This window comes from Pseudonocardia parietis, from assembly GCF_017876315.1.
GTDB classification, from domain to species: domain Bacteria; phylum Actinomycetota; class Actinomycetes; order Mycobacteriales; family Pseudonocardiaceae; genus Pseudonocardia; species Pseudonocardia parietis.
The window spans coordinates 3565609-3588464 of record NZ_JAGINU010000001.1 but is presented as its reverse complement, the minus strand read 5'-3'; the positions used below and the strand labels follow the sequence as shown (position 1 = coordinate 3588464).

Annotated in this window: 23 protein-coding genes; 8 read left to right on the top strand and 15 right to left on the bottom strand. The window is 71.9% G+C overall.

Going from position 1 to position 22856, the window contains the following annotated elements:
• Positions 1 to 11: 11 nt before the first annotated feature.
• A complete protein-coding gene (locus JOF36_RS17050) occupies positions 12 to 1535 on the bottom strand; it encodes a PucR family transcriptional regulator (RefSeq protein WP_210027908.1) in 1524 nt (507 codons plus the stop codon).
• Positions 1536 to 1654: 119 nt separating this feature from the next.
• Between JOF36_RS17050 and JOF36_RS17045 the strand changes: the two genes are divergently transcribed.
• The 3 genes from JOF36_RS17045 to JOF36_RS17035 are packed head-to-tail and all read left to right on the top strand — an operon-like array spanning position 1655 to position 5282.
• Entirely contained in the window at positions 1655 to 3139 is a 1485-nt protein-coding gene (locus JOF36_RS17045) for a purine-cytosine permease family protein (RefSeq protein WP_210027906.1), read from the top strand.
• Complete coding sequence (locus JOF36_RS17040; protein WP_210027905.1) at positions 3139 to 4065, top strand: polysaccharide deacetylase family protein; 927 nt, start codon at positions 3139 to 3141, stop codon at positions 4063 to 4065. Before JOF36_RS17045 ends, JOF36_RS17040 begins: the two co-directional genes overlap by 1 nt.
• Entirely contained in the window at positions 4062 to 5282 is a 1221-nt protein-coding gene (locus JOF36_RS17035; protein WP_307862432.1) for an aminopeptidase P family protein, read from the top strand. Before JOF36_RS17040 ends, JOF36_RS17035 begins: the two co-directional genes overlap by 4 nt.
• A 45-nt stretch (positions 5283 to 5327) precedes the next feature.
• Here JOF36_RS17035 and JOF36_RS40190 read toward each other — a convergent pair whose 3' ends face one another.
• From JOF36_RS40190 to JOF36_RS17015, 5 genes are all read right to left on the bottom strand, one after another.
• Entirely contained in the window at positions 5328 to 5456 is a 129-nt protein-coding gene (locus JOF36_RS40190) for a hypothetical protein (RefSeq protein WP_281071475.1), read from the bottom strand.
• 157 nt (positions 5457 to 5613) lie between these two features.
• Positions 5614 to 6447, bottom strand: coding sequence for a VOC family protein (locus tag JOF36_RS17030; RefSeq protein WP_210027903.1), 834 nt, complete (start codon positions 6445 to 6447; stop codon positions 5614 to 5616).
• A gap of 352 nt (positions 6448 to 6799) precedes the next feature.
• Entirely contained in the window at positions 6800 to 7546 is a 747-nt protein-coding gene (locus JOF36_RS40915; RefSeq protein ID WP_307862431.1) for a GntR family transcriptional regulator, read from the bottom strand.
• A 181-nt stretch (positions 7547 to 7727) separates the two neighbouring features.
• Positions 7728 to 8858 (bottom strand): alkene reductase, encoded by a 1131-nt coding sequence (locus JOF36_RS17020; protein ID WP_210027900.1) that lies wholly within the window; start codon positions 8856 to 8858, stop codon positions 7728 to 7730.
• Positions 8859 to 9026: 168 nt separating this feature from the next.
• Complete coding sequence (locus JOF36_RS17015) at positions 9027 to 9893, bottom strand: TIGR03619 family F420-dependent LLM class oxidoreductase (protein ID WP_210027898.1); 867 nt, start codon at positions 9891 to 9893, stop codon at positions 9027 to 9029.
• Positions 9894 to 10060: 167 nt separating this feature from the next.
• Here JOF36_RS17015 and JOF36_RS17010 point away from each other — a divergent pair, with 167 nt between their 5' ends.
• Positions 10061 to 10462, top strand: a complete 402-nt coding sequence (locus JOF36_RS17010; protein WP_210027896.1) for a nuclear transport factor 2 family protein — start codon at positions 10061 to 10063, stop codon at positions 10460 to 10462.
• 11 nt (positions 10463 to 10473) lie between these two features.
• On the opposite strand, the gene JOF36_RS17005 is transcribed toward JOF36_RS17010, so the two are convergent.
• The gene (locus tag JOF36_RS17005; protein WP_210027895.1) at positions 10474 to 10923 is read right to left on the bottom strand and encodes a hypothetical protein; all 450 of its coding nucleotides are present in this window, start codon (positions 10921 to 10923) and stop codon (positions 10474 to 10476) included.
• Between the two features lie 155 nt (positions 10924 to 11078).
• On the opposite strand from JOF36_RS17005, the gene JOF36_RS17000 reads away from it, so the two are divergent.
• Entirely contained in the window at positions 11079 to 11711 is a 633-nt protein-coding gene (locus JOF36_RS17000) for a class I SAM-dependent DNA methyltransferase (RefSeq protein WP_210027893.1), read from the top strand.
• A 73-nt stretch (positions 11712 to 11784) separates the two neighbouring features.
• Here the strand turns inward: JOF36_RS17000 and JOF36_RS16995 are convergent, their stop codons facing one another.
• Entirely contained in the window at positions 11785 to 12117 is a 333-nt protein-coding gene (locus JOF36_RS16995) for a nuclear transport factor 2 family protein (protein WP_210027891.1), read from the bottom strand.
• A gap of 82 nt (positions 12118 to 12199) precedes the next feature.
• Between JOF36_RS16995 and JOF36_RS16990 the strand changes: the two genes are divergently transcribed.
• Positions 12200 to 13015: a MerR family transcriptional regulator gene (locus tag JOF36_RS16990; protein WP_307862430.1), complete on the top strand. Its 816-nt coding sequence runs from the start codon at positions 12200 to 12202 to the stop codon at positions 13013 to 13015.
• 51 nt (positions 13016 to 13066) lie between these two features.
• Here JOF36_RS16990 and JOF36_RS16985 read toward each other — a convergent pair whose 3' ends face one another.
• The 3 genes from JOF36_RS16985 to JOF36_RS16975 form a co-directional block, all read right to left on the bottom strand.
• Complete coding sequence (locus JOF36_RS16985; RefSeq protein ID WP_210035793.1) at positions 13067 to 14212, bottom strand: RNA polymerase sigma factor; 1146 nt, start codon at positions 14210 to 14212, stop codon at positions 13067 to 13069.
• Between the two features lie 8 nt (positions 14213 to 14220).
• On the bottom strand, positions 14221 to 14628 hold the full coding sequence (locus tag JOF36_RS16980; RefSeq protein WP_210027889.1) for a YciI family protein: 408 nt from the start codon (positions 14626 to 14628) through the stop codon (positions 14221 to 14223).
• Between the two features lie 105 nt (positions 14629 to 14733).
• Positions 14734 to 15027 (bottom strand): YciI family protein, encoded by a 294-nt coding sequence (locus JOF36_RS16975; RefSeq protein ID WP_210027887.1) that lies wholly within the window; start codon positions 15025 to 15027, stop codon positions 14734 to 14736.
• A gap of 146 nt (positions 15028 to 15173) precedes the next feature.
• On the opposite strand from JOF36_RS16975, the gene JOF36_RS16970 reads away from it, so the two are divergent.
• Positions 15174 to 16283: an acyl-CoA dehydrogenase family protein gene (locus tag JOF36_RS16970; RefSeq protein WP_210027885.1), complete on the top strand. Its 1110-nt coding sequence runs from the start codon at positions 15174 to 15176 to the stop codon at positions 16281 to 16283.
• A 101-nt stretch (positions 16284 to 16384) separates the two neighbouring features.
• On the opposite strand, the gene JOF36_RS16965 is transcribed toward JOF36_RS16970, so the two are convergent.
• From JOF36_RS16965 to JOF36_RS16950, 4 genes are all read right to left on the bottom strand, one after another.
• Positions 16385 to 17920: a FadR/GntR family transcriptional regulator gene (locus JOF36_RS16965; RefSeq protein WP_210027883.1), complete on the bottom strand. Its 1536-nt coding sequence runs from the start codon at positions 17918 to 17920 to the stop codon at positions 16385 to 16387.
• A gap of 72 nt (positions 17921 to 17992) precedes the next feature.
• On the bottom strand, positions 17993 to 19009 hold the full coding sequence (locus JOF36_RS16960) for an LLM class flavin-dependent oxidoreductase (RefSeq protein WP_307862429.1): 1017 nt from the start codon (positions 19007 to 19009) through the stop codon (positions 17993 to 17995).
• A 70-nt stretch (positions 19010 to 19079) separates the two neighbouring features.
• A complete protein-coding gene (locus JOF36_RS16955) occupies positions 19080 to 20273 on the bottom strand; it encodes an acyl-CoA dehydrogenase family protein (protein ID WP_210027881.1) in 1194 nt (397 codons plus the stop codon).
• A gap of 163 nt (positions 20274 to 20436) precedes the next feature.
• The gene (locus tag JOF36_RS16950; RefSeq protein WP_210027879.1) at positions 20437 to 21564 is read right to left on the bottom strand and encodes an acyl-CoA dehydrogenase family protein; all 1128 of its coding nucleotides are present in this window, start codon (positions 21562 to 21564) and stop codon (positions 20437 to 20439) included.
• 206 nt (positions 21565 to 21770) lie between these two features.
• Here JOF36_RS16950 and JOF36_RS16945 point away from each other — a divergent pair, with 206 nt between their 5' ends.
• A complete protein-coding gene (locus JOF36_RS16945) occupies positions 21771 to 22856 on the top strand; it encodes a CaiB/BaiF CoA transferase family protein (protein ID WP_210027878.1) in 1086 nt (361 codons plus the stop codon).

Here is a 22856-nt window from a genome sequence, read left to right as displayed (position 1 = left end):
CGGGGAGCCGCTCAGTCCCGCCGCGTCACCCGGCTCGTGCGACCCAACCGGCGCCGCGCCGTCTCCAGCTCGACAGCGACCACCACGGCCCCGACGCGGGGCGTACCACGTCGCACCGGGCCGAGCGCCGCGAAGATCGTGTCGAGCCGCCGGTACAGGCCCTGGCGCCCCAGATGCAGCGAGGCGGCCGTATCGACCTTGCGTCCCCAGTGGCGGACGAACGTGCTCAGCGTCGCGACCAGCCCGCGATCGTGCCGGTGCTCGTCGGCCAGGTCACCGAGCTGGTCCTCGACGAAGGCGGCGACCGCTGCGTCGTCCAGGCTCAGCAGCAGCGACTCGACGGCGTAGTCCCCGCTGTCGACCACCGGCGGGCCGGAACGGCGACACTCCATGCCCTGCACGGTGACCGCCCCGCGCAGCGAGCGCGGGACGTCGGCGAGGCGCTTCGCGAGCGATCCCACGACGACCTGCGTCGCGTCCGGCAGGGTGGCGCTCTCGAGATCGGCGATCAGCGTGCCGCGCTCGGCCGGGGCGTCCACCGTCACGACACCCAGGAAACGACCCTCCCGCACCTGGGCCACGACCGTCCGGCCTCGCCGGCCGAGCACCGACTCGACGTCGCCCGCGGACGCCGCACGCGCGAGGTCGGCGACGACCGCGACGCAGCGCTGCTGCGGGTCCAGCCCGAGCCGGCTCCCCACCTCGACGAGGCGACCGGCGCCAGCGTCCTCATCCTCCAGGGCGAGACCGATGAAGTCGTGCACCGCGTGATCGCGCGCCGAGGGCGGCCTGCTGCGCAGCAGCGCGATCGCGAGCACCTCGGGGGCCTTCTCCAGCGCCACCACCAGCTCGGTCGTGTCGCCCGACCGGCGCGGGGCGATCGTCACCACCGCCATCGTCAGCCCGGTCACGACCACCGGCGCCGACCATCCCCCGGATCCGGCGCCGGGCCCGTCCCGTTCCGCCGGGGCGGACGCCGACGCGATCGTGTCGCCGTCGAGGCCGCGCAGCTCGACGTCCGAGGCGACCTGATTCGCGAGCACCGCGAGCAGTTCGGGCAGATCTGCCCCACCGGAGAGGGCGTCGACCAGGGCGCGCGAGATCCGGTCCCCGACCTGCAGCCGCCGGACCGACTCGTGTGCGAGCTGGCCGTTGACGCTCTGGCACACCTCGACGAACCGGACGATCCGACGGAGCTCGACGAGCGGCAGCCCGACCTCGTCGGCGATCTCACACATCTCGGGGGGCATCTCCGGGAGCCCGTCGCCGCACTCGACCGCGAGCGCGGTCACCGACCGCTCGGCGAGCTCACGGACGTAGCGGCGCCGGCGTTCGGGATCGACCGCACCGAGCACGACCCCGCCCACGAGCAGGAACTCACCGCCGCGCAGCAGCGCTGCGACGTGCAGGACCTCGCTGGTGTGCACCCAGGTCACGGGGCGGTCCAGGGCTGACGAGCCGGGCCCGGCCCCCGCCACCACACACGGCTCGGCCGCCGCCAGCAACGGTTCGCGCAACACGTCTCGCACGACCATCGGCACAGAACGTCGCCTCCCAGGGTTCGATGGTGGACATTCTGCACCTTCTGGCAGCGCGCTGCGCTCGGTCACGATCTTCGGCGACCGTCGCCACGGCGGCCGCACGAAGGGAGCCCATGAACTCGTCAGCAGGTTCGGCCACCGGCCCGGACTTCGAACAGGCCACCCGGCACGTTCCCGAACACGAGCGGACCTCGGACGTCTCGGCCCAGTTCTGGATCTGGGCCGGCGCGAACATCGCGCCGATCAACTGGGTGCTCGGTGCCCTCGGCATCAAGCTCGGCCTCTCCCTGCAGGACACCCTGATCGTGCTGGTCGCGGGGAACCTGATCGGCATGGCCGGCTTCGGGGTGTTCGTCCTGCTCGGGCAGAAGGCCGGGGTCACCGGCATGGTCCTGTCCCGGGGCCCGTTCGGCCGGCGCGGGGCCTACCTGCCCGCGGCGATCCAGGCCTGCCTGGCCATCGGCTGGTGCGCCGTCAACACCTGGATCGTGCTCGACCTGGTGCTGGCGCTGTTCGGCCGGATCGGCCTGGTCGACCCGCAGGCGTCCAACATCGGCTGGCGGATCGGTGTGGCCGCGGTGATCATGGCGATCCAGGTGGCGATCTCCTGGGCCGGCTACCGCGCGATCGCCGCGTTCGAGCGGTGGACGGTCCCGCCGACCGTGCTCGTGCTGATCGTCATGTCGATCGCCGCCTGGTTCTTCATCGGCGTCGACTGGAGCTACGCCGGTCCGCCCGGCGAGATCCTGACCGGTACCGAGCGGTTCGCGGCGATGTCGGGCGTCATGACCGCGATCGGCATCGGCTGGGGCATCACCTGGTACACCTACGCCGCCGACTACTCGCGCTTCGTGAGCTCCTCGATGCCCCGCAGGCGCCTCTACCTCGCGAGCGTGCTCGGGCAGTTCATCCCGGTCGTCTGGCTCGGTGTGCTCGGCGCGAGCCTGGCCACCCGCAACGGCACGATCGACCCCGGTCAGCTCATCGTCGAGAACTTCGGTGCCCTCGCGATCCCGGTCCTGCTGCTGGTCGTGCACGGCCCGATCGCCACCAACATCCTCAACATCTACACGTTCTCCGTCGCCGTCCAGGCGATGGACGTCAAGATCTCCCGCCGCACGCTGAGCGTCGGGGTCGGAACGGTCGCGATGGCCGCCGTGGTGGTGTTCGTGTTCACCGACGACCTCGCCACCGTGCTGGACACCTGGCTGGTCGGGATCGTCGCCTGGATCGCCTCCTGGGCGGGCATCATGCTCGTCCACTACTTCGTCGTCGAACCCGGCCCGATCGACGCCGACCGGCTCCTCGCCGCGCCCGCCCGGCGGCGGCTCCCCGCGTTCAACGGCCCCGGCCTGGTGGCGTTCGCGCTCGGCGTCCTGGCCACCTGGCTGTTCCTGCACGGCGAGGTCGCAGCGTTGCAGGGGCCCGTCTCCACCGCACTCGGCGGTCTCGACCTGTCCTGGCTGGCCGGCAGCATCACCTCGGCCACCTGCTATTTCGTGCTGACCCGCCGCCGCACGACGGCGCCCCTCCCTGCCCCCGCCGAACGACCCCGCCGCGCGGTCGAGGGCACTCCCGACGAACCAGTGAGTGGATGATGAGCGAGTTCGAGACGACCTGGCCCGACGGCGTGCGCGCCGCGGCGTCCTTCACCTTCGACGTCGACGCCGAGTCCTGCGCGCTGGCCTACGACCCCGCGCTGGCCGGCCGCATGTCGGTGATGTCGCACCAGTCCTACGGTCCGCGGGTCGCCGTCCCGCGGATCCTCGACATCCTCGACGACCACGGCGTGAAGGCGACGTTCTTCGTCCCGGGCTTCACCGCCGAGACCTACCCGGACACCACCCGGGCGATCGCCGAGCGCGGGCACGAGATCGCCCACCACGGGTACCTGCACGAGAACATGCTCGGGATGGGCGAGGCCGACGAGCTCGCCGTGATCGACCGCGGTCTCGCGGTCCTGCGTGACGTCGCCGGCGTCGTTCCCACCGGTTACCGCGCTCCCTGGTGGGAGATGAACTGGCACACGCCGAAGCTGCTCGCCGACCGGGGATTCCGCTACGACTCCAGCCTGCTCGACGGTGACCGCCCCTATCGCTTCGCCACCGGTCCCGGATCGGCCGACCTGGTCGAGATCCCGGTCGACTGGGCGCTCGACGACTGGGAGCAGTACGCGTTCTTCCCGGGCTGGACCGGCAGCGGGGTCATCGAGAGCCCGGCCAAGGCGCTCGAGATGTGGCACCACGAGGCGACCGCGCACCACCGCTGGGGCGGGTGCTTCGTGCTGACCAACCATCCGTTCCTGTCGGGGCGGCCCGGCCGGGCCGCCGCCCTCGACGAGCTCATCGGACGGGTCGCCGCCCTCGACGGCATGTGGGTCACCACCCTCGCCGAGATCGCCGAGCAGGCGTGGTCGACCTGCGCCGCGACGTTCACCCATACCCGCCCGGCCATGCCGACCCCGACCACGGCCCCCGCCGGCACCACCCCACACACCAGCACGATCGGAGAGGACACACCGTGAAGCTCGAGCGGCTCAAGGACATCCACAACGGCGAGAAGGTCACCCCGACCTTCTCCCCCGAGGAGATGGACCGGCGGCTGGGACGGCTGCGCAAGCACATGGCCGACGACGGCGTCGACGCCGTGCTCTTCACCAGCTACCAGAACGTCAACTACTACGGCGACTTCCTCTACACCACGTTCGGCCGCAACTACGGCCTCGTGGTCACCCAGGACTCGCACACCACCATCTCGGCGAACATCGACGCCGGGCAGCCGTGGCGGCGCAGCACCCACGACAACGTCGTCTACACCGACTGGCAGCGGGACAACTACTTCCACGCCGTGCGCACCGTCCTCGCCGACCACCGGGTGACCGGGGGCCGCCTGGGCATCGAGGACGACACCGTCCCCCTTCGCACGCGCCGGCAGCTGGCCGACGCGCTGCCCGGGTTCGAGTTCGTCGACGTCTCGCAGGCCGTCATGCGGCACCGGATGATCAAGTCCGCCGAGGAGATCGCGCTGATCACCCAGGGCGCGCGGATCGCCGACGTCGGCGGGCAGGCCGTGGTGGACGCGGTCGCCGAGGGGGTCGCCGAGTTCGAGGTCGCCCTCGCCGGCACCGAGTCCATGACGCGGGAGATCGCCCGCACCTACCCGCACGCCGAGCTGCGCGACACCTGGGTCTGGTTCCAGTCCGGGATCAACACCGACGGCGCCCACAACTGGGCCACCTCACGGCGCCTGGAGCGCGGCGACATCCTGTCGCTGAACTGCTTCCCGATGATCGCCGGCTACTACACCGCGCTGGAGCGCACGCTGTTCCTCGGCGAGCCGAGCGCCGAGCACCGGCGCCTGTGGGACATCAACGTGCGGGTGCACCGGCGCGGCCTGGAGCTGCTGCGGCCGGGCGCGGTGTGCAAGGACATCGCCGCCGAACTCAACGAGATCTACGACGCCGAGGGGCTGCTCCCGAACCGCACGTTCGGCTACGGCCACTCGTTCGGCGTGCTGGCGCACTACTACGGGCGCGAGGCCGGCCTAGAGCTCCGCGAGGACATCGAGACCGTCCTGGAGCCCGGCATGGTGGTCTCGATGGAGCCGATGATCATGATTCCGGACGGACTGCCCGGCGCGGGCGGCTACCGGGAGCACGACATCCTGGTGATCGAGGAGGACGGGGCCCGCAACATCACCGGCTTCCCGTTCGGCCCCGAGCACAACATCCTCGGCGGCTGAGCCGCCCGGTGCTCGGGCGGTGTGCCGCCCGAGCACCGGAGGACGCTACTTGTCCTTGCGGGTCGGGATGACAGCCGAATCGGGCTGCGCGGCCGCCTTCTTGTCGGCCCGCTTCTGTTTGAGGGTCTTGCCCGACTTCTTACTACTGGACTGGCGCGGTGACTTGTCGGCCATGCTCGATCTCCTCGCTACCCGTGGCAGGGCGCCACGCCCGGTGGCGCGCCGATCGGCGCGAGCCGAGCAGGTCGTGAGACCTCCACCTCACTGTCCCCCAGTCGGGCGGGGTAAGCAATCGACCGGCCGCCCTGGTCGGGACCGTCGCCGTCGCCTCCTACGCGGCCCGCGTGTCCCCCGGTGTAAGGGCCGTCACGAAACCCCACGGGATCCCGAGCGCCGTCTGCGGATCGGCCACGATGCAGTCCTCGGTCCGGTCCCGGATGTGCACCCCCTGGCGGTCGAGGTGCCGCGCGACCAGGTCCAGGTCCCGGACCTGGAACGTGATCGCGTGGTAGGTGTCCCGCGGAGCGCCGGGGGGCCGATCGGCGTACGCCGGGGTCCCCTCGTCCGGCACGCCGAACTCGAAGACTCCGTCGGCCAGCTGGATGTAGACGCTGTCGAGTCCGCGGACGGGGTTCCGCCCCTCATGGATCACGCGGCCGCCGAGCACGTCGGTGAACAGGCGCATCGCCCGTTTCGGCTCCGCGGTGAGCACGGTGTGGTAGGCGCACCGCACCAGACCGAGAGGATCGTCGTCGTCGACCGGGGGGAGCTCCCAGCCCGGCAGCACGCGCGGATCGCAGCGGTAGGGCCGTCGCGGCAGGAACTGGTAGCGCAGCCCGGCGTCCTCGGGATCGAGCAGGAACAGGGGTAGGTCACCGTCATCCAGCACCGGTGGCTGCTCACCCCGCGCGGGAACACCCCGGCAGTCGACGACGTGATAGTCGTGCTCCCGCAGCGTCCGGTACAGCTCGCCGATCCCGTCGACGTACCAGGCGAACCCGTTCAGTCGAGGTCGGTCCGCGATGGGGAACCGTTGCATTCCCTCCTTGATGTAGCACCGCGGATCGAGCGTCTCGAAGTTCAGGTCCCGCAGCATCGTGAACGACGCGTAGTCATTGCGGTCCACGGGATTCTCCGGCAGGTCGAGCACCGTCTCGAGACGCATGCTCGGCCTGCCGAGAACACGAGCGATCCAGCGCTCCGCCTGGCGGAGATCCGGCACGCGATGACTGGTGTGGAACATCATCTCGAGGCGGAAGCCCGGATCACCTCGAAGCTGTCCAGGGTTCGCGCTGTGGACGGCAGTGGACAAGGTGCGAGCTCCCTTCCGACGCCGTACGGATCGGCGTCGAGCAGTTCCGCCGGCACGTTCCGCGCCCGGCCGGCGGTGACGGAGCCCGCTCCGGACCGAGGCCCGCGGCAGCTCTGCCAACCCTGAAGAGGGTAAGGATTTCGGTGCCGATCAGGCAACCGTCGTGGCCCGCGATGATCCGGCCCGCCGACTCGCCCGTCCGTCCTCAGACGGTGCTTCGATGCAGGCTGACCCGGTACGAGTAGTGGTCGGGGAGGAAGCCGCTGGTCGCCACCTCGACCGGCCGCTGGTGGGTGTCGAAGTACACGCGGTCCATCCGCAGGAGCGGGCTCTTCTCCCCGACGCGCAACGCCTCGGCCTGGTCGGCGTCGGCGAACCCGACGGTGATGCTCTGCTCCGCGTCGGCGATGGGATCGGGCAGCCGGGCGTCCAGCAGTCCGAGCACCGTCAGCGTGCTGGGGTCGCCGACCCGGTGGAGCTCCTCCACGTCGTCGAGCAGCTGGGCCACCGACGGCGGGAGCCACACCGTCGTGACGCAGAACGGGACGTCCGCGTGCAGCCGGGCGAAGCTCAGCTCGAAGACGACGTCGCTCTGCAGCCGCAGACGCCCGGCGACCCCCACGTCGATCCGCCGGGACAGCGGGGACAGCACCTGCATGGTGGTGTCCAGCGAGAGCCCGATCAGATCGTCGATGGAGCCGAACTGGCGCAGATAGCGCCCGTCCCGGCTGGCGACGAAGGTACCGCGGCCCGGCACCCGGTAGACCATTCCTTCGGACACCAGGTCGTGGAACGCCCGCCGGATCGTCTGCCGGCTGACCTGGTAGTCCACGGCCAGCTCGGCCTCGGTGGGCAGTTGGGAACCGGCCCGGTAGCGCTGGCGCAGCATCGCCTCACGCAGGTCCCGGGCGACCCGTCCGTAGGCCGCCGACGATGCGCGCGCTCCCGGCACTTCGTCCCCCTCCGACGGTCGTGCGTGCTGCACGGACCATGGCCGTACAGCATTCTCCGACGGGAGTCTAGCTGAGAGTGCCCACCATCCGGGGCTGTCGGCCACCTCGACGTCGTGACGGCCACGGACGGTCCGCGCAATATTGGCCGCACAAGGGTCACGGCCCGATCGCCGGCGTTGTTCAGGCCGGGTGACCGGACATGGCGTAGGTGGGGTGGTCGGTGTAGCCCTCGGTGCCGCCTCCGTAGAAGGTCGCCGGATCCGCGTCCGCGAGGTCCAGGTCGTACCGCAGCCGGGTGACGAGATCCGGGTTGGCGATGAACGGCCGGCCGAACGCCGCGAGATCGACCAGGTCGCGGCGCCGATAGTCGGTGGCGATCTCCTTGGTGAGGCCACCGGCGACCATGAGCGGCCCCCGGAACCCGTCCTTGAACTCGCGCAGGAACTCGTCGGAGAGCATCGGTGCCCCCGCCGAGCGGCCCATCTCGTGCAGGTGCACGTACGCGAGGCCGCGGTCACCGAGTTGCTCGGCGAGGTAGAGGTGGGTCTCGCGGGTCTCCTCGTAGGCCGGGTTGTCGAAGACCTGCGCGTACGGCGACAGGCGCACGCCGCAGCGCCCCGCACCGATCGCGTCGACCACCCGGTCGATGGTCTCGAGCAGCAACCGGCACCGGTTCGGCACCGATCCGCCGTACTTGTCGGTGCGATCGTTGACGTGGGGGTTGAGGAACTGCTCGAACAGGTACCCGTTCGCCCCGTGGATCTCGACCCCGTCGAAGCCGGCCGCCGATGCGTTGCGGGCCGCGGCCTTGAAGTCGTCGACGACCCTGGGCACCTCGTGGGTCGTGAGCGGCCGGGGCGGTGTCGCCTCGACGAATCCCGCCGTCCCGTCGGCGCGCATGGCGAATGCCCGTAGGCCCTCGGCCTCCCGTCCGGAGGAGCTGACGGGGGCCGTCGAGCCCGGCTGCAACGACCGGTGGGACACCCGGCCCACGTGCCACAGCTGGGCGAACAACCGCCCCTGTGCCTCGTGCACCGCGTCGGTCACCCGGCGCCACCCGTCGACGTGCTCGGCCTCCCAGATCCCGGGGACGTGGACGTACCCGAGCGCCTCGGGGGACACGGGCACGCCTTCGGACACCATCAGCCCGGCGTCGGCGCGCTGCACGTAGTACCGGACCGTCTCGTCCGTGATCACCCCCTGCTCGCACCTGGCACGGGTCATCGGGGCCATCACGATGCGGTTCGAGAGAACCATGTCCCCCAGGGGGAACGGCTCGAACAGGTCCGCACCGTCGGGTTGTGCTGTCACGCGACGTCACTCCTCATCCGAGCGCGGACCGCGGCCGCGCGAGTTGCTGGAACCAAGGGCACCTCCACCGAGGACGACTCCGGTGGCCGGTCCGGGGTGAGTGAGCGCCCAAAAAGAGTGGCACGAATATGGTGATAGATCAAGCATTACCCACGGGCGCGGGAGCCTTCAGCGGGTGCTCTTGGCCAGGACGGCGGAGTAGCGGTCGAGGATGCGGAGGGTGTCCTCGCGGGGCACGGCCTGGAGATCGAGCAGGATCTGGTCGACGCCGAGCTCGTGGCACCGCTCGATCCGGCTCCTCAGGTCCTCGTCGTCCCCGCTGTAGTTGATCTTCGGCCAGACGACGGGGCCGGCGTCCGCGCGTCCCGCCCGCTGCCACGCCTCCCGCAGGGCCGGCAGACCGAGCTCGAGCTGGTCGTCGCTGCCCGGCATCCAGCCGTCCGCCCACGCGACGATGTCCGCGACACCCCGCTCGGTCGGCTGCACCCCCAGCAGCACCGGAACCGACCCGTGGACCGGCTTCGGCCACGCCCAGCTCGGTGAGACGCGGGCATGCAGGCCCTGGTACTCCGCGACGTCGTCCCGCCAGAGGGTCCGCATGAGCTCGACGTGCTCGCGGGCGATCGCCCGCCGGTCGCCGAACCGGTGTCCGTGATCGGTCAGCTCGGCACGGTTCCACCCGTAGCCGACCCCCAGCGTGACCCGGCCGCCGGAGAGGAAGTCCAGGGTCGCGACGGCCTTCGCCAGAGCGATCGGGTCGTGCTGGGCGACCAGCGAGACGCAGGTGCCGATCCGCAGCGAGGTCCGCGCGGCCACCGCGGACAGCGCGATGTAGGGATCCAGCACCCGGCGGTAGCGGTCCGGCAGCTCCCCCAGCGGGTACTCGCTGCTCACCGGCATGTGGGTGTGCTGAGGAAGCACGACGGAGTCGAACCCGCGGTCCTCGGCCTCACGGGCGAACTCGAGGAGTGGGAAGGACACATCGGTCCCGAAATGGAGGAGCCCGACGAGCGGGAACGACTCCGGCCTGGTCATGGCGCCAGCTCCTTCGCGCTGCGGTGCACATCTCAATTGTCCGGCCAATATGCATCTCGCCACGATCCACTGTCAACCGAGTCCGACCACCACCCACCTTTGACACCGAGCTTCGTTGCTGGACACACTGCGGAATATATAGCCGTACAAATATGGCGGAGGACGCGATGGCACGGACGCCGCAGGACACCCTGGAGATCCACGAGCTCGTGGTGCGGTACGGATTCGTGGTCGACGACCGCGAGTGGGACGGGTTCGGTGACATCCTGACCGAGGACGCGGTCATCGACCTGCGCGACCACGACGTGGACCCACCGGTCGGGCTCGGGCCCTACACCGGGCTCGACGAGATCACGCACCACTACCGGGACGTGCTGACCCATCCGTCCCAGCACATGCTCGTGAACCACGTCATCGACGACATCTCCGACGACGAGGTCGTGGTGCGGAGCAAGGCCCTGGTTCTGCTGCCCGAGCAGAGGACCGCAGGCCTGGTCTATCGCGACGTGGTCGTCCGGACGCCGAAGGGCTGGCGGATCCGGCAGAAGAACGTGAAGCTCTACCGCTGACCCGTGCCGCGTCAGACGCCCGGCCGGTGATCCGCGATCCACTCGGCGACCTGCCGCACGTACTCCGCGTAGCCGGTGAGCGCCCCGGCCACGACCGCGGCGGCCTCCTCCGGCTCGGTGTCCAGCGAGAGCTGCATCAGGACGTGGTGGGGACCGTCCATCGGCGCGAGATCGGCCGCCAACGACTCCTCGATCATCCCGGCCTTCGCCGCCGCACCGAACGAGGCCTCGCAGGTCCGCGGGGTCACGCCCAGGACGACCTCGGCGGCATGGCGGTTGATCAGGTGGGCCAGGTCGACCAGGAGCGCGAGGATCCGCTCGACGACGAGGCCCGTCGTCGGGTCGTTCTCGAATCGAGCACCGCCGAGCGGTCCGAGCGACTCGAGCTGATCGATTCCCTTCCGGATCGTCATGAGCCGGTGCTCGACCGCCGCACGGTCGATCTCTACGGTTCCCGCCACCGCGGCATGGTCCCACGTCGGCCACCCGCGCCCGGCCGAGCTTTCCGCCTGGTGGCACGCAGGAGATCCACCTGCCGGCCGGGCGGCCCTAGGATGATCGTTCGAGGACGGCGGGTGCCACCGCACCCGCGTACCGAGCCGACCGGAGGAGCCCCATGGCCGAGATCGACACCGGATCCAGCTCGTTCCTGCGTCGCTCCTACGAGCTCACCGGACCCCGGGACGCCGCGAAGCTCTACGACGAGTGGGCCGCGACGTACGACTCCGACATCGTCGAGACCATGGGCTATGTCGGCCCGGCCGTCGTCGCCACCCGCCTCGCCGAACTCGTCCCGGCCGGCGCCACCGTCCTCGACGCCGGCTGCGGGACCGGACTGGTCGGCGCCGAGCTCACCCGCCGAGGCGACTACGTGATCGACGGGGTCGACATGTCCCCCGCCATGCTCGACAAGGCGCGCGACACCGGCGCCTACCGCCGGCTCGACGTCGCCGACCTGACGGCCCGACTCGCCGTCGACGACGACACCTACGACGCCGTGACCTGCGTCGGCACCCTCACCGAAGGCCATGTCGGCCCGGAAGCCCTCGCCGAGCTCGTCCGGGTCACCGTCCCGGGCGGCCTCGTCATCGCCACCATCCTCGACCCGATCTGGGAGCCCAAGGGGTACCACGCCGCCGTCGACGCACTCGCCGCCGCGGGCAAGGCCGAGCTCCGCGAGGCCGAGCAGCGGCCCTATCGCGTCCAGCAGGACGTCGGCTGCCGCCTCGTCGTGATCGCCGCCTGCTGAGACCCGGCCGCTCGATAACCGGGCCTCCGCCGGGAATACCTGAACGCGGCTGCCGGACGAGTCCCCAAAGCAATCAGACGGGACGGATGGTCAGGCGAGTGATCTTGTCGCCCACGAAGGCGAGCGTGAGGACCAGCGTGACCGGGCTGCCGGGGAAGCTCCCGCTGATCTGCGCGGTCGCCCGGTGGCTCGTGCCGGTGTGGTCCACGTCCACGACCCGGTAGGACACCTCCGGCACGGAGCCCCACCAGTCCCGGATCGCGGCGATGCCGTGGTGCGTGCGGCCCTCGTCCTCGACCACCGCGTCGTCGGTGAACTGCGCGAGGTACTCGCCCCGATCCCCCTCGGCGAGCGTGAAGTAGCGGCGGGTCAGGGTGGCGGGGGCGGGCAGCCGAGGAGGAACCATGACCCCGACCCTGGCGTCTCTCCCGGGGGGAGGGTCGATGTCGAGGTGAGCCTCCCCCCGGGAGAGGGTGCATCCTGCACCGGTGACGGCGCTGATGACCATCGGGGACTTCGCCACCGTGACGCACCTGAGCATCAGGACGCTGCGTCGCTACCACGAATCCGGCCTGCTCGAACCCGAGCACGTGGACCCGCACTCCGGGTACCGCTACTACACCGCCGAGCAGATCCCGACCGCCCAGGTGATCCGGCGCTTCCGTGATCTGGACATGCCGGTGCGCGAGATCGCCGACCTGCTCGCGACCGGTGACCCCGAGGTCCGATCGTCGCTGATCACCGACCACCTCGCCCGTCTCGAGGACCGGCTCACGGCGACCGGCCGAGCGGTGACCGCCCTGCGGCGGCTGCTCACCCCCACCCCGGCCCGGCTCGAGGTCGTCCACCGGCGGGAGCCCGCGCGCCGGGTCGTCGGCACCGCGGCGGAGGTCGACCTCGACGGCGTCCTGACCTGGTACTCGGACGCGATGGCCGCCATCGACGCCGCCGTCACGACCGCCGGTGCCATCGTCACCGGTCCGCCCGGCGGCAGGTACGACAACTCCCTGTTCACCCACGGACACGGCCGGGCCACGGTGTTCGTTCCGGCCGACCGGGAGGTGCGGGCCGGGCGGGTCGGCCCGATCACCCTCGCTGCCCGCGAGCTCGCACTCACCGTCCACCACGGCAATCACGACGACATCGACCTGACCTACGGCGCACTCGGCGCCCACCTCGCCGACCACGCCCTCGTCGTCGACGGGCCGGTCCACGAGACCTATCTCGTCGGTCCCCGCGACACCGACGACCAGGCCGCGTGGCGCACCGAGATCGGCTGGCCCGTGTTCACCACCGTCCCGTGAGCGGGCCCCCCGGGACCACCCGACCACGGCGTAGATGCCCACGGCGCCCCGTCAACGACGCCGTCGCGCGTTGAGCCGGGCGGCCTGGCGCGTCAGGTGGTCGCGTTCGGCCAGGTTGGACGCCTTCCGGGCCGCCTCGGCGTAGAGCTGTGCCGCCGTCACCGGATCGCCGTCGCGCTCGTGCAGGTACGCCGCCACCGCGGCATAGCGGGGCAGCGACTCCTCCAGTGCCGCGAGCGCCGCCAGCCCGGCGCGCGGGCCGTCGGCCTCGCCCACGGCCACCGCGCGGTTGAGCCGGACGACCGGGCTGTCGGTCAGGCGCGCGAGCTCGTCGTACCACTCGAGGATCTGCACCCAGTCGGTCTCCGCGGCGGTCGGCGCATCGGCGTGCAGCGCCGCGATGGCGGCCTGGGCCTGGAACTCGCCCAGCCGGTCGCGGGCCAGCGCCGCCTGCAGGATGGCGACACCCTCGGCGATCGCCCCGGTGTCCCACCGGCCGCGGTCCTGCTCGGCGAGCGGCACCAGGCCGCCGTCCGGCCCCGTCCGGGAGGCGCGCCGGGCGTGGTGCAACAGCATGAGTGCGAGCAGTCCCGCCACCTCGGGATGGTCGATCGCGGCCGCGAGCCGGCGGGTGAGCCGGATCGCCTCGGCGGCGAGGTCGACGGCACCCGAGTACCCCTCGTTGAAGACGAGGTAGAGGGTGCGCAGCACGGTGGCGACGTCGCCGGGCCGGTCGAACCGCACGCCCGCGATGGTGCGTTTGGCCCGGCTGATGCGCTGGGCCATGGTCGCCTCGGGCACCAGGTAGGCCTGGGCGATCTGGCGGGTCGTCAGCCCGCCGACGGCGCGCAGGGTGAGCGCGACCGCCGACGACGGAGTGAGCGACGGGTGGGCGCACAGGAAGTAGAGCTGCAGAGTGTCGTCCACCGGGGGCGCGGGCCCAGGGGCCGGCTCGGTGTCGACAACGTCCTCACGCCGGCGGCGGGCGGCGTCCGCCCGGGTCCCGTCGAGGAACCGGCGCCAGGCCACGGTGACCAGCCAGCCCTTCGGGTCCCGCGGCGGGTCGCCCGGCCAGACGCGGACCGCCTCGACCAGCGCGTCCTGCACGGCGTCCTCGGCCGCCGCGAAGTCGGCTCCGCGGCGGACGAGGATCCCGAGCACGGCCGGTGTGAGGTCCCGGAGCAGGACCTCGTCCACCGGGGCACTCACTCCGTGATGGTGGGCGGCGCGGTCAGGAACGGACGCAGCTCGAGCCACTCGTGGATCGGCTTCCCGCCCGCCCCCGGGGCGGCCGACAGCTCCCCCGCCAGCTCGACCGCCCGGTCGTAGCTGTCGACGTCGATCACCATCCAGCCGGCGACGAGGTCCTTGGTCTCGGCGAACGGGCCGTCGGTGACCGGCGGGCGCCCCTCACCGTCGTACCGGACGAACGTCCCTTCCGGGGCGAGCGCCTGACCGTCGACGAACTCGCCGGTCCCCTCGAGCCGGGCCGCGAAGTCGTTCATGTACTGGATGTGGGCCGAGACCTCGTCCGGCGTCCACTGGTCCATCGGCACGTCGTTGACCGCGGCCGGGGCGCCGCGGTAGTGCTTGAGCAGCAGGTACTTGGCCATCGTGGTTCTCCTCGGTACTGGTGCGGCCCGGTGTGGTCGCATGCACCACGGGGACGGAGCCGGTCACCGGTTCTCGACATCGTGGAGCCGAGGGAACCGAAAAATCTAGGAGCCGTTGAGCGAGGGCGCGACCGGTCCGAGCGGCGGAGCCCACTCCCGGATCTCCACGCCCGCGATCACGCCGGCGTCGGTGTAGGGATCGCCGTCCACGATCTTCTGCACCGCGGCCTTGTCGGCGGCCCGGAAGATCAGCAGCCCGCCCGCGGGCTCCCCCGGTGCCCAGGCCCCGGCGACGAGCAGATCGTCGAGGGACGCCAGGTACTCACGGTGGGTGGGCCGTACGGCCTCCCGACGCTCGTGGTCGTCGGTGTAGGAGTAGATCACCGCGAAGGTGGCCACTTGCGCACTTCCCCTCAGAGACTTCGGAATCCGCGTGGCGCGGACGACGCGCCCCAGCCTAGACCCCACCCCGCCGCCTCGACCGTGACGTATAAAGAGGATACTCTGTTCCGGACGACATCCATTTGACGACCGGACGGTGACTCGTGGACTTCGAGCTGAGCGACGAGCAGGCCATGCTGCGCGAGGCGTCGCGGGACATGCTCTCCACCCGGACGCCCCTCGAGCGGGCACGCACGGACCAGAGCGGAGCCGTACTCGATCCGGAGCTGTGGCGGTTGGGCGGCGAGCTCGGCTGGGTCGGGCTGGCGGTTCCCGACGAGCACGGCGGCACCGGGCAGGGCCTGTCCGAGCTGGTACTGGTCGCCGAGGAGCTGGGCCGCGCGGGAGCGCCGGACCCGTTCGTGCCGGCCGCGCTGGTCGCGCTCGCGGTGGCCCGTGACGGTGACCCGGCGTTGCGGGCCGAGGTCCTTCCCGCGCTCGCGGACGGCACGGATTCGGCGACCTGGGCGGTGGCGGAACCGGGCCGGGCCTGGGCTCCGGAGGCGTTGAGCGCGGTCGCCCGGCCGACCGCCGGCGGGTACGTGCTCGACGGTGCGAAGTCCGCGGTGCAGGACGCCGAGCGTGCCCGATGGCTGCTGGTCACGGCGCTGCTCGACGGCGAACCGAGGTCGCTGCTCGTGGACCGGGACTCGCCCGGGGTCTCGATCCGCAAGCAGGAGGCCTTCGACCTGACCCGCACCTTCTACGAGGTACGGCTCGACGACGTGGCGGTGCCCGCGGGGCGGCTGCTGGGCGGCGGCTCCGCGGCCGTGCGGCACCTGCTCGACGACGCGTCCGTGCTCGTGGCGGCGGACGCGCTCGGCGCGATGGAACGCCTGCTCGCCCTGACCGTCGAGCACGTGTCGACACGCGTGCAGTTCGGCAGGCCCATCGGATCGTTCCAGGCCGTCAAGCAGGCATGTGCCTCGATGGCCCTGGACGCCCACGCGACCCGAGCTGCCACGCACTACGCCGCGATGGCCGCGGACGCGGGTGCACCGGACTCCGCGCGCGCCGCCTGCGCCGCCGCGTCCTACGCCGGGGGTGCCGCGCACCGGGTGGCCGGACAGGCGCTGCAGCTGCACGGAGGGATCGGTTTCACCTGGGAGCACGATCTGCATCTGCACCTGCGCAGGGCCACCGTGGATGCCGTGCTCTACGGCGATTCGGCGGTACACGACGACCGGCTCTGCGACCTGCTGCAGGCCGGCTGACCTGCTCGCCTGCCGGGGACAGCGCATCGGAGGATCAGCGCGCCTCGCGGCCGGCGCCGTCAGATGGTCAGTGTCACCAGACGGTCAGTGCCGTCAGATGGTCAGTGCCACCAGGTGGTCAGTGCCTGTAGGTGGCGGCGGACGCGGTGGCGGGCCAGGACGGTGTCGCCGGCGAGTACGGCGTCGAGGATGGCTTGGTGGACGCGGCGTACTTCGTCGCTGGTGCTGGGGTCGGGTGGGCGTTCGGTGCGGCTGTGGCGTGACCAGAGTTCGGTGATGATCCGGAGGAACAGCACCAGGACCGGGTTGCCGGCCAGTTCGGCGAGTTCGGCGTGGAACACGTCGCCGGATTCGCCGTCGAGGCCGGCGCGGCCGATGGAGGCCTGTAGCCGGTCGGCGGCCTGCCCGGCCGGGACTGCTGCGGTGACGGTGGTGACGCAGCCGAGTTCGACGGCTTCGCGGACGACGCGTAGGTCGTGTCCGGACAGGCCGAGGTGGTCGAGGCACAGGGCCATGGTGTGGATGCTCGCGGTCGGGTCCGGGGCGGCGACGACCAGTCCGCCGCCGGGGCCGCGGCGCATCCGGGCGACGCTGTGGTGCTCCAGCAGGCGCACCGCCTCGCGTAGGACGGCCCGGGAGACTCCGTAGCGTTCGAGAAGGTCGCTCTCGGAGCCGAACACCGATCCGATCTGCCAGCCGTCCGCGGCGATGTCGTCGTGCATCCGCTCGGCGACCACCTCGGCCAGCTTCCGGCCCGAACCGTCCTCCAGCGGGCCCGGCGGCGGGCGCCTGATCTCGGCGCGTCGCATCGGCCGGGCCAGCAACCAGTCCCCCACCGAGCCGAGGTGGGTCACCAACCGCGTCTCGGCGGCGGCCGCATCGCCGGCGATCACCGCGTCGACGATGTCGGTGTGCCACCGGTGGGTGTCGGCCGTGGCAGCGCCGACGTCCCCCCGCGACGTACGACGGTAGGTGCGGGCGTAGCGGTAGGTCAGCCGGATCAGGACCTCGGTGAACAGCTGCAGCACCGGATTGCCCGACACCCGCCCGACCAGCGTGTGCACGTGGTCGTCGTTCACCGGACCGGTCCCGCCGAGTCCCGCCCGCTCGGCTCCCAGGACCTCGCGCAGTTCCTCGATGCCCGCCTCGGTCACGGTCTCGGCGGCGAGCCGGGCCGCCAGCGGCTCCAGCAACAACCGCGCCGCCAGCAGGTCCTCCACACTCGTCCCGAGGAACTCCAGATAGATCACCAACGCCCGCGTGGCCGGACCCGCATCCGGAGCCGTCACCACCAGACCACCGTTCGGGCCCCGCCGCATCCGACCGACCTGATGATGCTCGACCAGACGCACCGCCTCCCGGAACACCGCCCGCGACACCCCGAACCGCTCCCGCAGCTCCGTCTCCGAACCCAGCACCTCACCCACCGGCCAACCCCGGTCGATGATCTCGTCCTCCAACGACCGGGCGACCCGCGCCGCCAGCTTGTCGCCGTCGGGAACCGGAACCGGATCGGTGGGCGCCGGGCGCTGCAGTTCGGGAGCTACCGGCAGTTCGGGCGCTACCGGCGTTCCGGCGCCGACGGCGTCGTCCGCGGGCTCGTCACCGAGCACCACGCCGGTGTGCGTCGAGGTCATGGGGGTCCTCCGTCTCTTCCCGGGAACCCCGAGACGTATTGAGTATGCAGTTCTACACGGATAGCCCGTTGTCTACGCCGGTGGTTCGGGGACCGCGTCCACCAGGGCGAGGCTCGCCCGCGCATAGGCCGCCCGCCGTCGTCGCCCGACCAGGAACGAGGGCGGAGCCAGGTAGGCGACGTCCGCCGGGAGTGCCCCGGCCTTCGCGGCCAGCATCTGCCGGGCCTCGGAGGTGTTCCCGCTCACCGCGATCGCGGTGAGCATCTCGTCGGTGACCGCAGCCGCCATCGCGTCGGTGTCCCCCGCCCGGAAGGCCGCCCGCAGGGTCTCCACCGGGCCCTCCCACCCGTGGTGGGCGACATAGGGGTCGTAGGTCCGGACGGTCAGGTAGAAGGCGATCATCCGCCGCGCGTCGGCGATCGCCCGCTCGGGAGCGGCGTCGTCGACCGCGGTGATGACCCAGCCGTGCTCGAGGTGCGGCTCCTCCCGGTCCACCCCGGCGAGTCCCTTGCCCACCGCGGGACGCACCACGTCCTCCCACCAGGGGCGGGTGAACAGGCCGTGCCCGATGATCCCGTCGGCGACCCTGCCCGTGGCCGCGGCCATCCCGGCGTTGAACCCGCCCAGCAGGATGGGGACGTCGACGCGGCCGAGCACGGGGGCCTGCACGTCCGCGTCGATCGAGTAGAACTCCCCCTGGTGGCGCACCCGCTCACCGTTCTCGGCCTGCAGCCAGGCCCGCACGGCACCGATCAGGTCCGCGGTGCGGGCGACCGGGCGGTCGGCGGGGACGCCGAACCAGTCCCGGTTGATCCGGTACGCCCCGGAGCCGAGGCCGAGGAAGACCCGGCCGGGCGCGCGCGCGGCGAGCGTACGGACGGCGGCCGCATGGGCGTACGGCGTGCGGGCGAACGCGTAGGCGATCGCCGTGCCGATCTGTGCGGTCCCGGTCGAGCCGGCCATCTCGGCCAGCCGCGCGTAGGCGTCGTGGTCCACGAACTCCCCGGTGCAGAACGCCCCCACGCCCGCCTGCTCGGCCTCCGCGGCAACCTCGGCACCCGGCCACGGCATTCCGACGACAACGCCCACGGCTCCTCCTCACGTCATCGGGCCGACGAGCGCCGGCCTCAGGTGTTACGGAATATCGGTCTGCGCACGCTCAGCGCGGCGGCATGGCGGGATCGTGCGGCATCCCCAGGACCTGCTCGGCGATGGTGTTGCGCTGGATCTCCGCGGTCCCCGCGCCGATCGTCGAGGCCCGGGTGGACAGGAACCCGCCCAGCCAGCGTCCGCGCTGCACGGCGTGCGGGTCCTCGCGGGTCAGCAGCCCGGCCGCGCCGAGAAGATCCACCGCGAACTCGTGCAGGCTCTGCTCGAAGGTGCTGATGAACAGCCGGGAGGTCGACGACGCGGGCCCCGGCTCCCCGCGCCCCAGAATGTCCGCGATCGTCCGCATACCGGTGTGGCGCATGATCCGCACCTGGCACTCGAACCCGGCCAGCCGGTCCCGCACCAGCGGATCGTCGGCGAGCCCCCGCTCGCGGGCCAGCTCCACCAGATCGTCGAGCACCCGGCGGTAGAGCGCGGCCTGGTTCATCGCACCGGCCGCCCGCTCGTGCCCGAGCGACGTGCGGGTCAGCCGCCAGCCGTCGTTCTCCTCGCCGACGCGATCGGCCACCGAGACCCGGACGTCGGAGAAGAAGATCTCCGAGAAGTGCGTGCCGCCGGTCAGGTCCCGCAGCGGCCGGACGGTGACGCCCGGGGCGCGCGCATCGATGATCAGGTAGCTGATGCCCTTCTGCCGGGACTCCGTCGTACCGGTGCGCACGAGGGTGAACAGGATGTCCGCATGGTCGGCATGGGTGTTCCACACCTTCTGCCCGTTGACGACGTAGTGATCGCCCTCGCGGCGGGCGGTGGTCCGCAGTGCGGGCAGGTCGGATCCCGCCTCGGGCTCGGAGTAGCCCTGCGCCCAGACGGTGTCGCCGCGCAGCATCGGGCGGAGCCAGCGCTGCTTCTGCTCCGCGGAGGCATAGGTGATGATCGTGGGACCGGCGATCCCCAGTCCCGTCCCCTGTGGACCGGGGACCCGGGCCCTGGCGTACTCCTCCTGGTAGATGACCTGGCGTGCGAAGGGCAGATCCATCCCGCCGTACTCGCGCGGCCAGCTCGGCCCGGACAGGCCGGCGTCGAACAGCGTGGCGCGCCACGCCTTCTGCCAGGCCCGCCGCTCCTCGGTGCCGCGCGGGCGGGGCCCGGGACGGTGCTCGGTCAGGAAGGCGCGCAGACGCGCGCGGAACTGTTCGTCGGTCTCGGTGACCGGCTCGGTGTTCCGGTCGGTGGCGAGTGTCATCTGTGCCTCGTCAGGGAACGTTGGTGCGGGAATCGGCGGATCCAGGTGGTCGCCGGCAAGGCGCCGGCCGGGCCCAGTACCGGAGGTACTCGGCTCGGTCGGCAACGCCGCCGGCGGGCGCCTGGGCCGACGAGTTCCGTGCCGAACGTTGCTTGACGGGGCACTACCCTCTTCCTCCGATGCCGGCCAGATCGGCCAGCCGGGCCCGGTGCGCGGCCGGCGAGCCGAACAGCAGCTCGCTCGACTTGGCCCGCTTCAGGTACAGGTGGGCGTCGTGCTCCCAGGTGTAGCCGACGCCGCCGTGGATCTGGATGGTCTCCTTGGCGACGCGGGTGTACGCCTGCCCGCACCAGGCACCGCAGACCGCCGCGGCGACGGCGAGGTCGCCGGGGTCCGTCCCGTCGCGGTCCGCGGCGAGCGCGGCTGCGTGCTGCAGGGCCGAGCGGGCCGCCTCCACCTCCACGAGCAGGTCCGCGCACCTGTGTTTGATCGCCTGGAAGGAACCGATCGGGCGGCCGAACTGGACCCGCACCTTCGCGTGCTCCACCGCCATCTCCAGGCATCGGCGGGCGCCGCCGACCTGCTCCGCGGCGACGGCGATGACGGCCAGGTCGAGCACCTCACGCAGGTGCCCGGCGGGCGCCCGGACCCGGCTCGCCGGCGTTGCGGCGAACTCGATGCGGGCGAGCCTGCGGGTGGGGTCGAGCACCGCAGGCCGGGTCCGGGTGACGGTCTCGTCCGGCTCGACGGCGTACAGCGCGAGCCCGTCCCCGTCGGTGGCGGCGACCAGCAGCAGGTCCGCCCGCTCGCCGCCGATGACGAAGGTCTTGACACCGGTGATCGCGTATCCGTCGGCCGTCGGCTCGGCCCTGGTGTCGATCCCGTCGAGGGTCCAGTCCCGTCCCTGCTCGCTGACGGCGAGCGCGGCGATGAGCGACCCGTCCGCGATGCCGGGCAGCCAGCGCGCCGCGGCGTCGGCGTCCCCGCTGGTCGCCAGCGCGCGCCCGGCCAGCGCGACGGACGACAGGAAGGGCTCGGGGCTGAGCGCCCGGCCCAGCTCCTCGAGCACGATCACCAGCTCACCGGCTCCGTACCCCAGCCCGCCGTACTCCTCCGGCAGCGCGATGGCGGGCAGCCCGAGCTGCCCGGCCATCTGCTCCCACACGGCCGGATCGTGACCGTCCGGGCCGTCCATCACCCGGCGCACGTCCTCGCTGGGCGCCTTGTCGGCGAGGAACCGGCGCACGGAGCGGCGCAGGTCCTCGAGCTCGTCATCGACGTCGAAGGTCACGCCCGTCCTCCCGGAGCCGCACGACACAGAACGAAAAGAGGATACCCCATTACGTAATCGTCGAACCTGTCATCGATCACACAGGCACTCACCTGCACACGCGGGCTTATCCGGGGCACCGGATCCGCCCTGTGGTGTCGGACACGTGACCACTAAAGCGTGTACTGATATACCCTCGAACACCAGTACCGACGACGGGAGGGCCGATGGCGTCCGAACCGCCCCTGGCCGGGGTACGCGTCGTGGAGTTCCTGGGGATCGGCCCGGCACCGTTCGCCTCGATGATGCTGGCCGACCTCGGCGCGGAGGTCCTCGCGGTGGCCCGCCCGGGCACCCCGCGCCCGGCCATGGCGGACAACCGGCCGGTTCTCGAGCTCGACCTCAAGAGCACGGACGGCGCGGCGCTCGCACACCGCCTCGCCGAGGCCGCCGACGTACTCGTCGAGGGCTTCCGGCCGGGTGTGCTCGAGCGCGCCGGCCTCGGGCCCGAGACCCTGCTCGAGCACAACCCGCGCCTGGTCTACGCCCGGATGACCGGCTGGGGACAGCACGGCCCGCTCGCCCCGCGCGCGGGACACGACCTGAACTACATCGCCCTCACCGGGGCCCTGCACCACGCCTCCCGGGACGGCGCGGCGCCGACCCCATCCGCGAACCTGCTGGGCGACTTCGGCGCCGGCGGCATGTACCTGGTCACCTCGGTCCTCGCCGCACTGCTGCGACGGGAGCGGACCGGCCGCGGCGAGACCCTCGACGTCGCGATCGTCGACGGCACGACCTACCTCACCGCGATGCTCCACGAGTACCGCCGCAGAGGGACGTGGTCCGACGTCGCCGGCACCAACCGGCTCGACACCGGCGCCCCCTTCTACGACGTGTACGACTGCGCCGACGGGCGGCACGTCGCGATCGGCGCCCTCGAGCCACAGTTCTTCGCCGAGCTGGTCACCCTGCTCGGACTCGACGCCGGCTGGCCCGCCCGCCGGGACGACCCGCAGACCTGGCCGGAGCTCCGGCGGGAGATCGCCGCCGCCGTCCGCACCCGTACACGCGACGAGTGGGCCGCGGCCGCCACCGGGACGGACGCCTGCCTGTCCCCCGTACTGGACCTGGCCGAGGCCGCCGGACATCCGCACCTGCGGGCCCGCGGGGTGCTGGCCCCGCAGGCAGCGGGCTGGCGGCCGGAGCTGCCGGGTCTCCCCCGGCCGGAGCCCACCGCCCCGGCCGACATCCTGGCCCGGTGGCAGATCGCCGGACCGACCACGACCCGGCCCGGCACGCCCGCGGCCTGA

Coding starts and splice junctions, on each gene's coding strand:
- JOF36_RS17010 (WP_210027896.1), top strand. CDS start 10,061: ATGGCACGGACGCCGCAGGACACCCTGGAGATCCACGAGCTCGTGGTG.
- JOF36_RS17015 (WP_210027898.1), bottom strand. CDS start 9,893: ATGACCAGGCCGGAGTCGTTCCCGCTCGTCGGGCTCCTCCATTTCGGG.
- JOF36_RS17000 (WP_210027893.1), top strand. CDS start 11,079: ATGGCCGAGATCGACACCGGATCCAGCTCGTTCCTGCGTCGCTCCTAC.
- JOF36_RS16965 (WP_210027883.1), bottom strand. CDS start 17,920: ATGACCTCGACGCACACCGGCGTGGTGCTCGGTGACGAGCCCGCGGAC.
- JOF36_RS40190 (WP_281071475.1), bottom strand. CDS start 5,456: ATGGCCGACAAGTCACCGCGCCAGTCCAGTAGTAAGAAGTCGGGCAAG.
- JOF36_RS16980 (WP_210027889.1), bottom strand. CDS start 14,628: ATGGCCAAGTACCTGCTGCTCAAGCACTACCGCGGCGCCCCGGCCGCG.
- JOF36_RS17040 (WP_210027905.1), top strand. CDS start 3,139: ATGAGCGAGTTCGAGACGACCTGGCCCGACGGCGTGCGCGCCGCGGCG.
- JOF36_RS17050 (WP_210027908.1), bottom strand. CDS start 1,535: ATGGTCGTGCGAGACGTGTTGCGCGAACCGTTGCTGGCGGCGGCCGAG.
- JOF36_RS17030 (WP_210027903.1), bottom strand. CDS start 6,447: ATGCGTCTCGAGACGGTGCTCGACCTGCCGGAGAATCCCGTGGACCGC.
- JOF36_RS16995 (WP_210027891.1), bottom strand. CDS start 12,117: ATGGTTCCTCCTCGGCTGCCCGCCCCCGCCACCCTGACCCGCCGCTAC.
- JOF36_RS16955 (WP_210027881.1), bottom strand. CDS start 20,273: ATGACACTCGCCACCGACCGGAACACCGAGCCGGTCACCGAGACCGAC.
- JOF36_RS16945 (WP_210027878.1), top strand. CDS start 21,771: ATGGCGTCCGAACCGCCCCTGGCCGGGGTACGCGTCGTGGAGTTCCTG.
- JOF36_RS17045 (WP_210027906.1), top strand. CDS start 1,655: ATGAACTCGTCAGCAGGTTCGGCCACCGGCCCGGACTTCGAACAGGCC.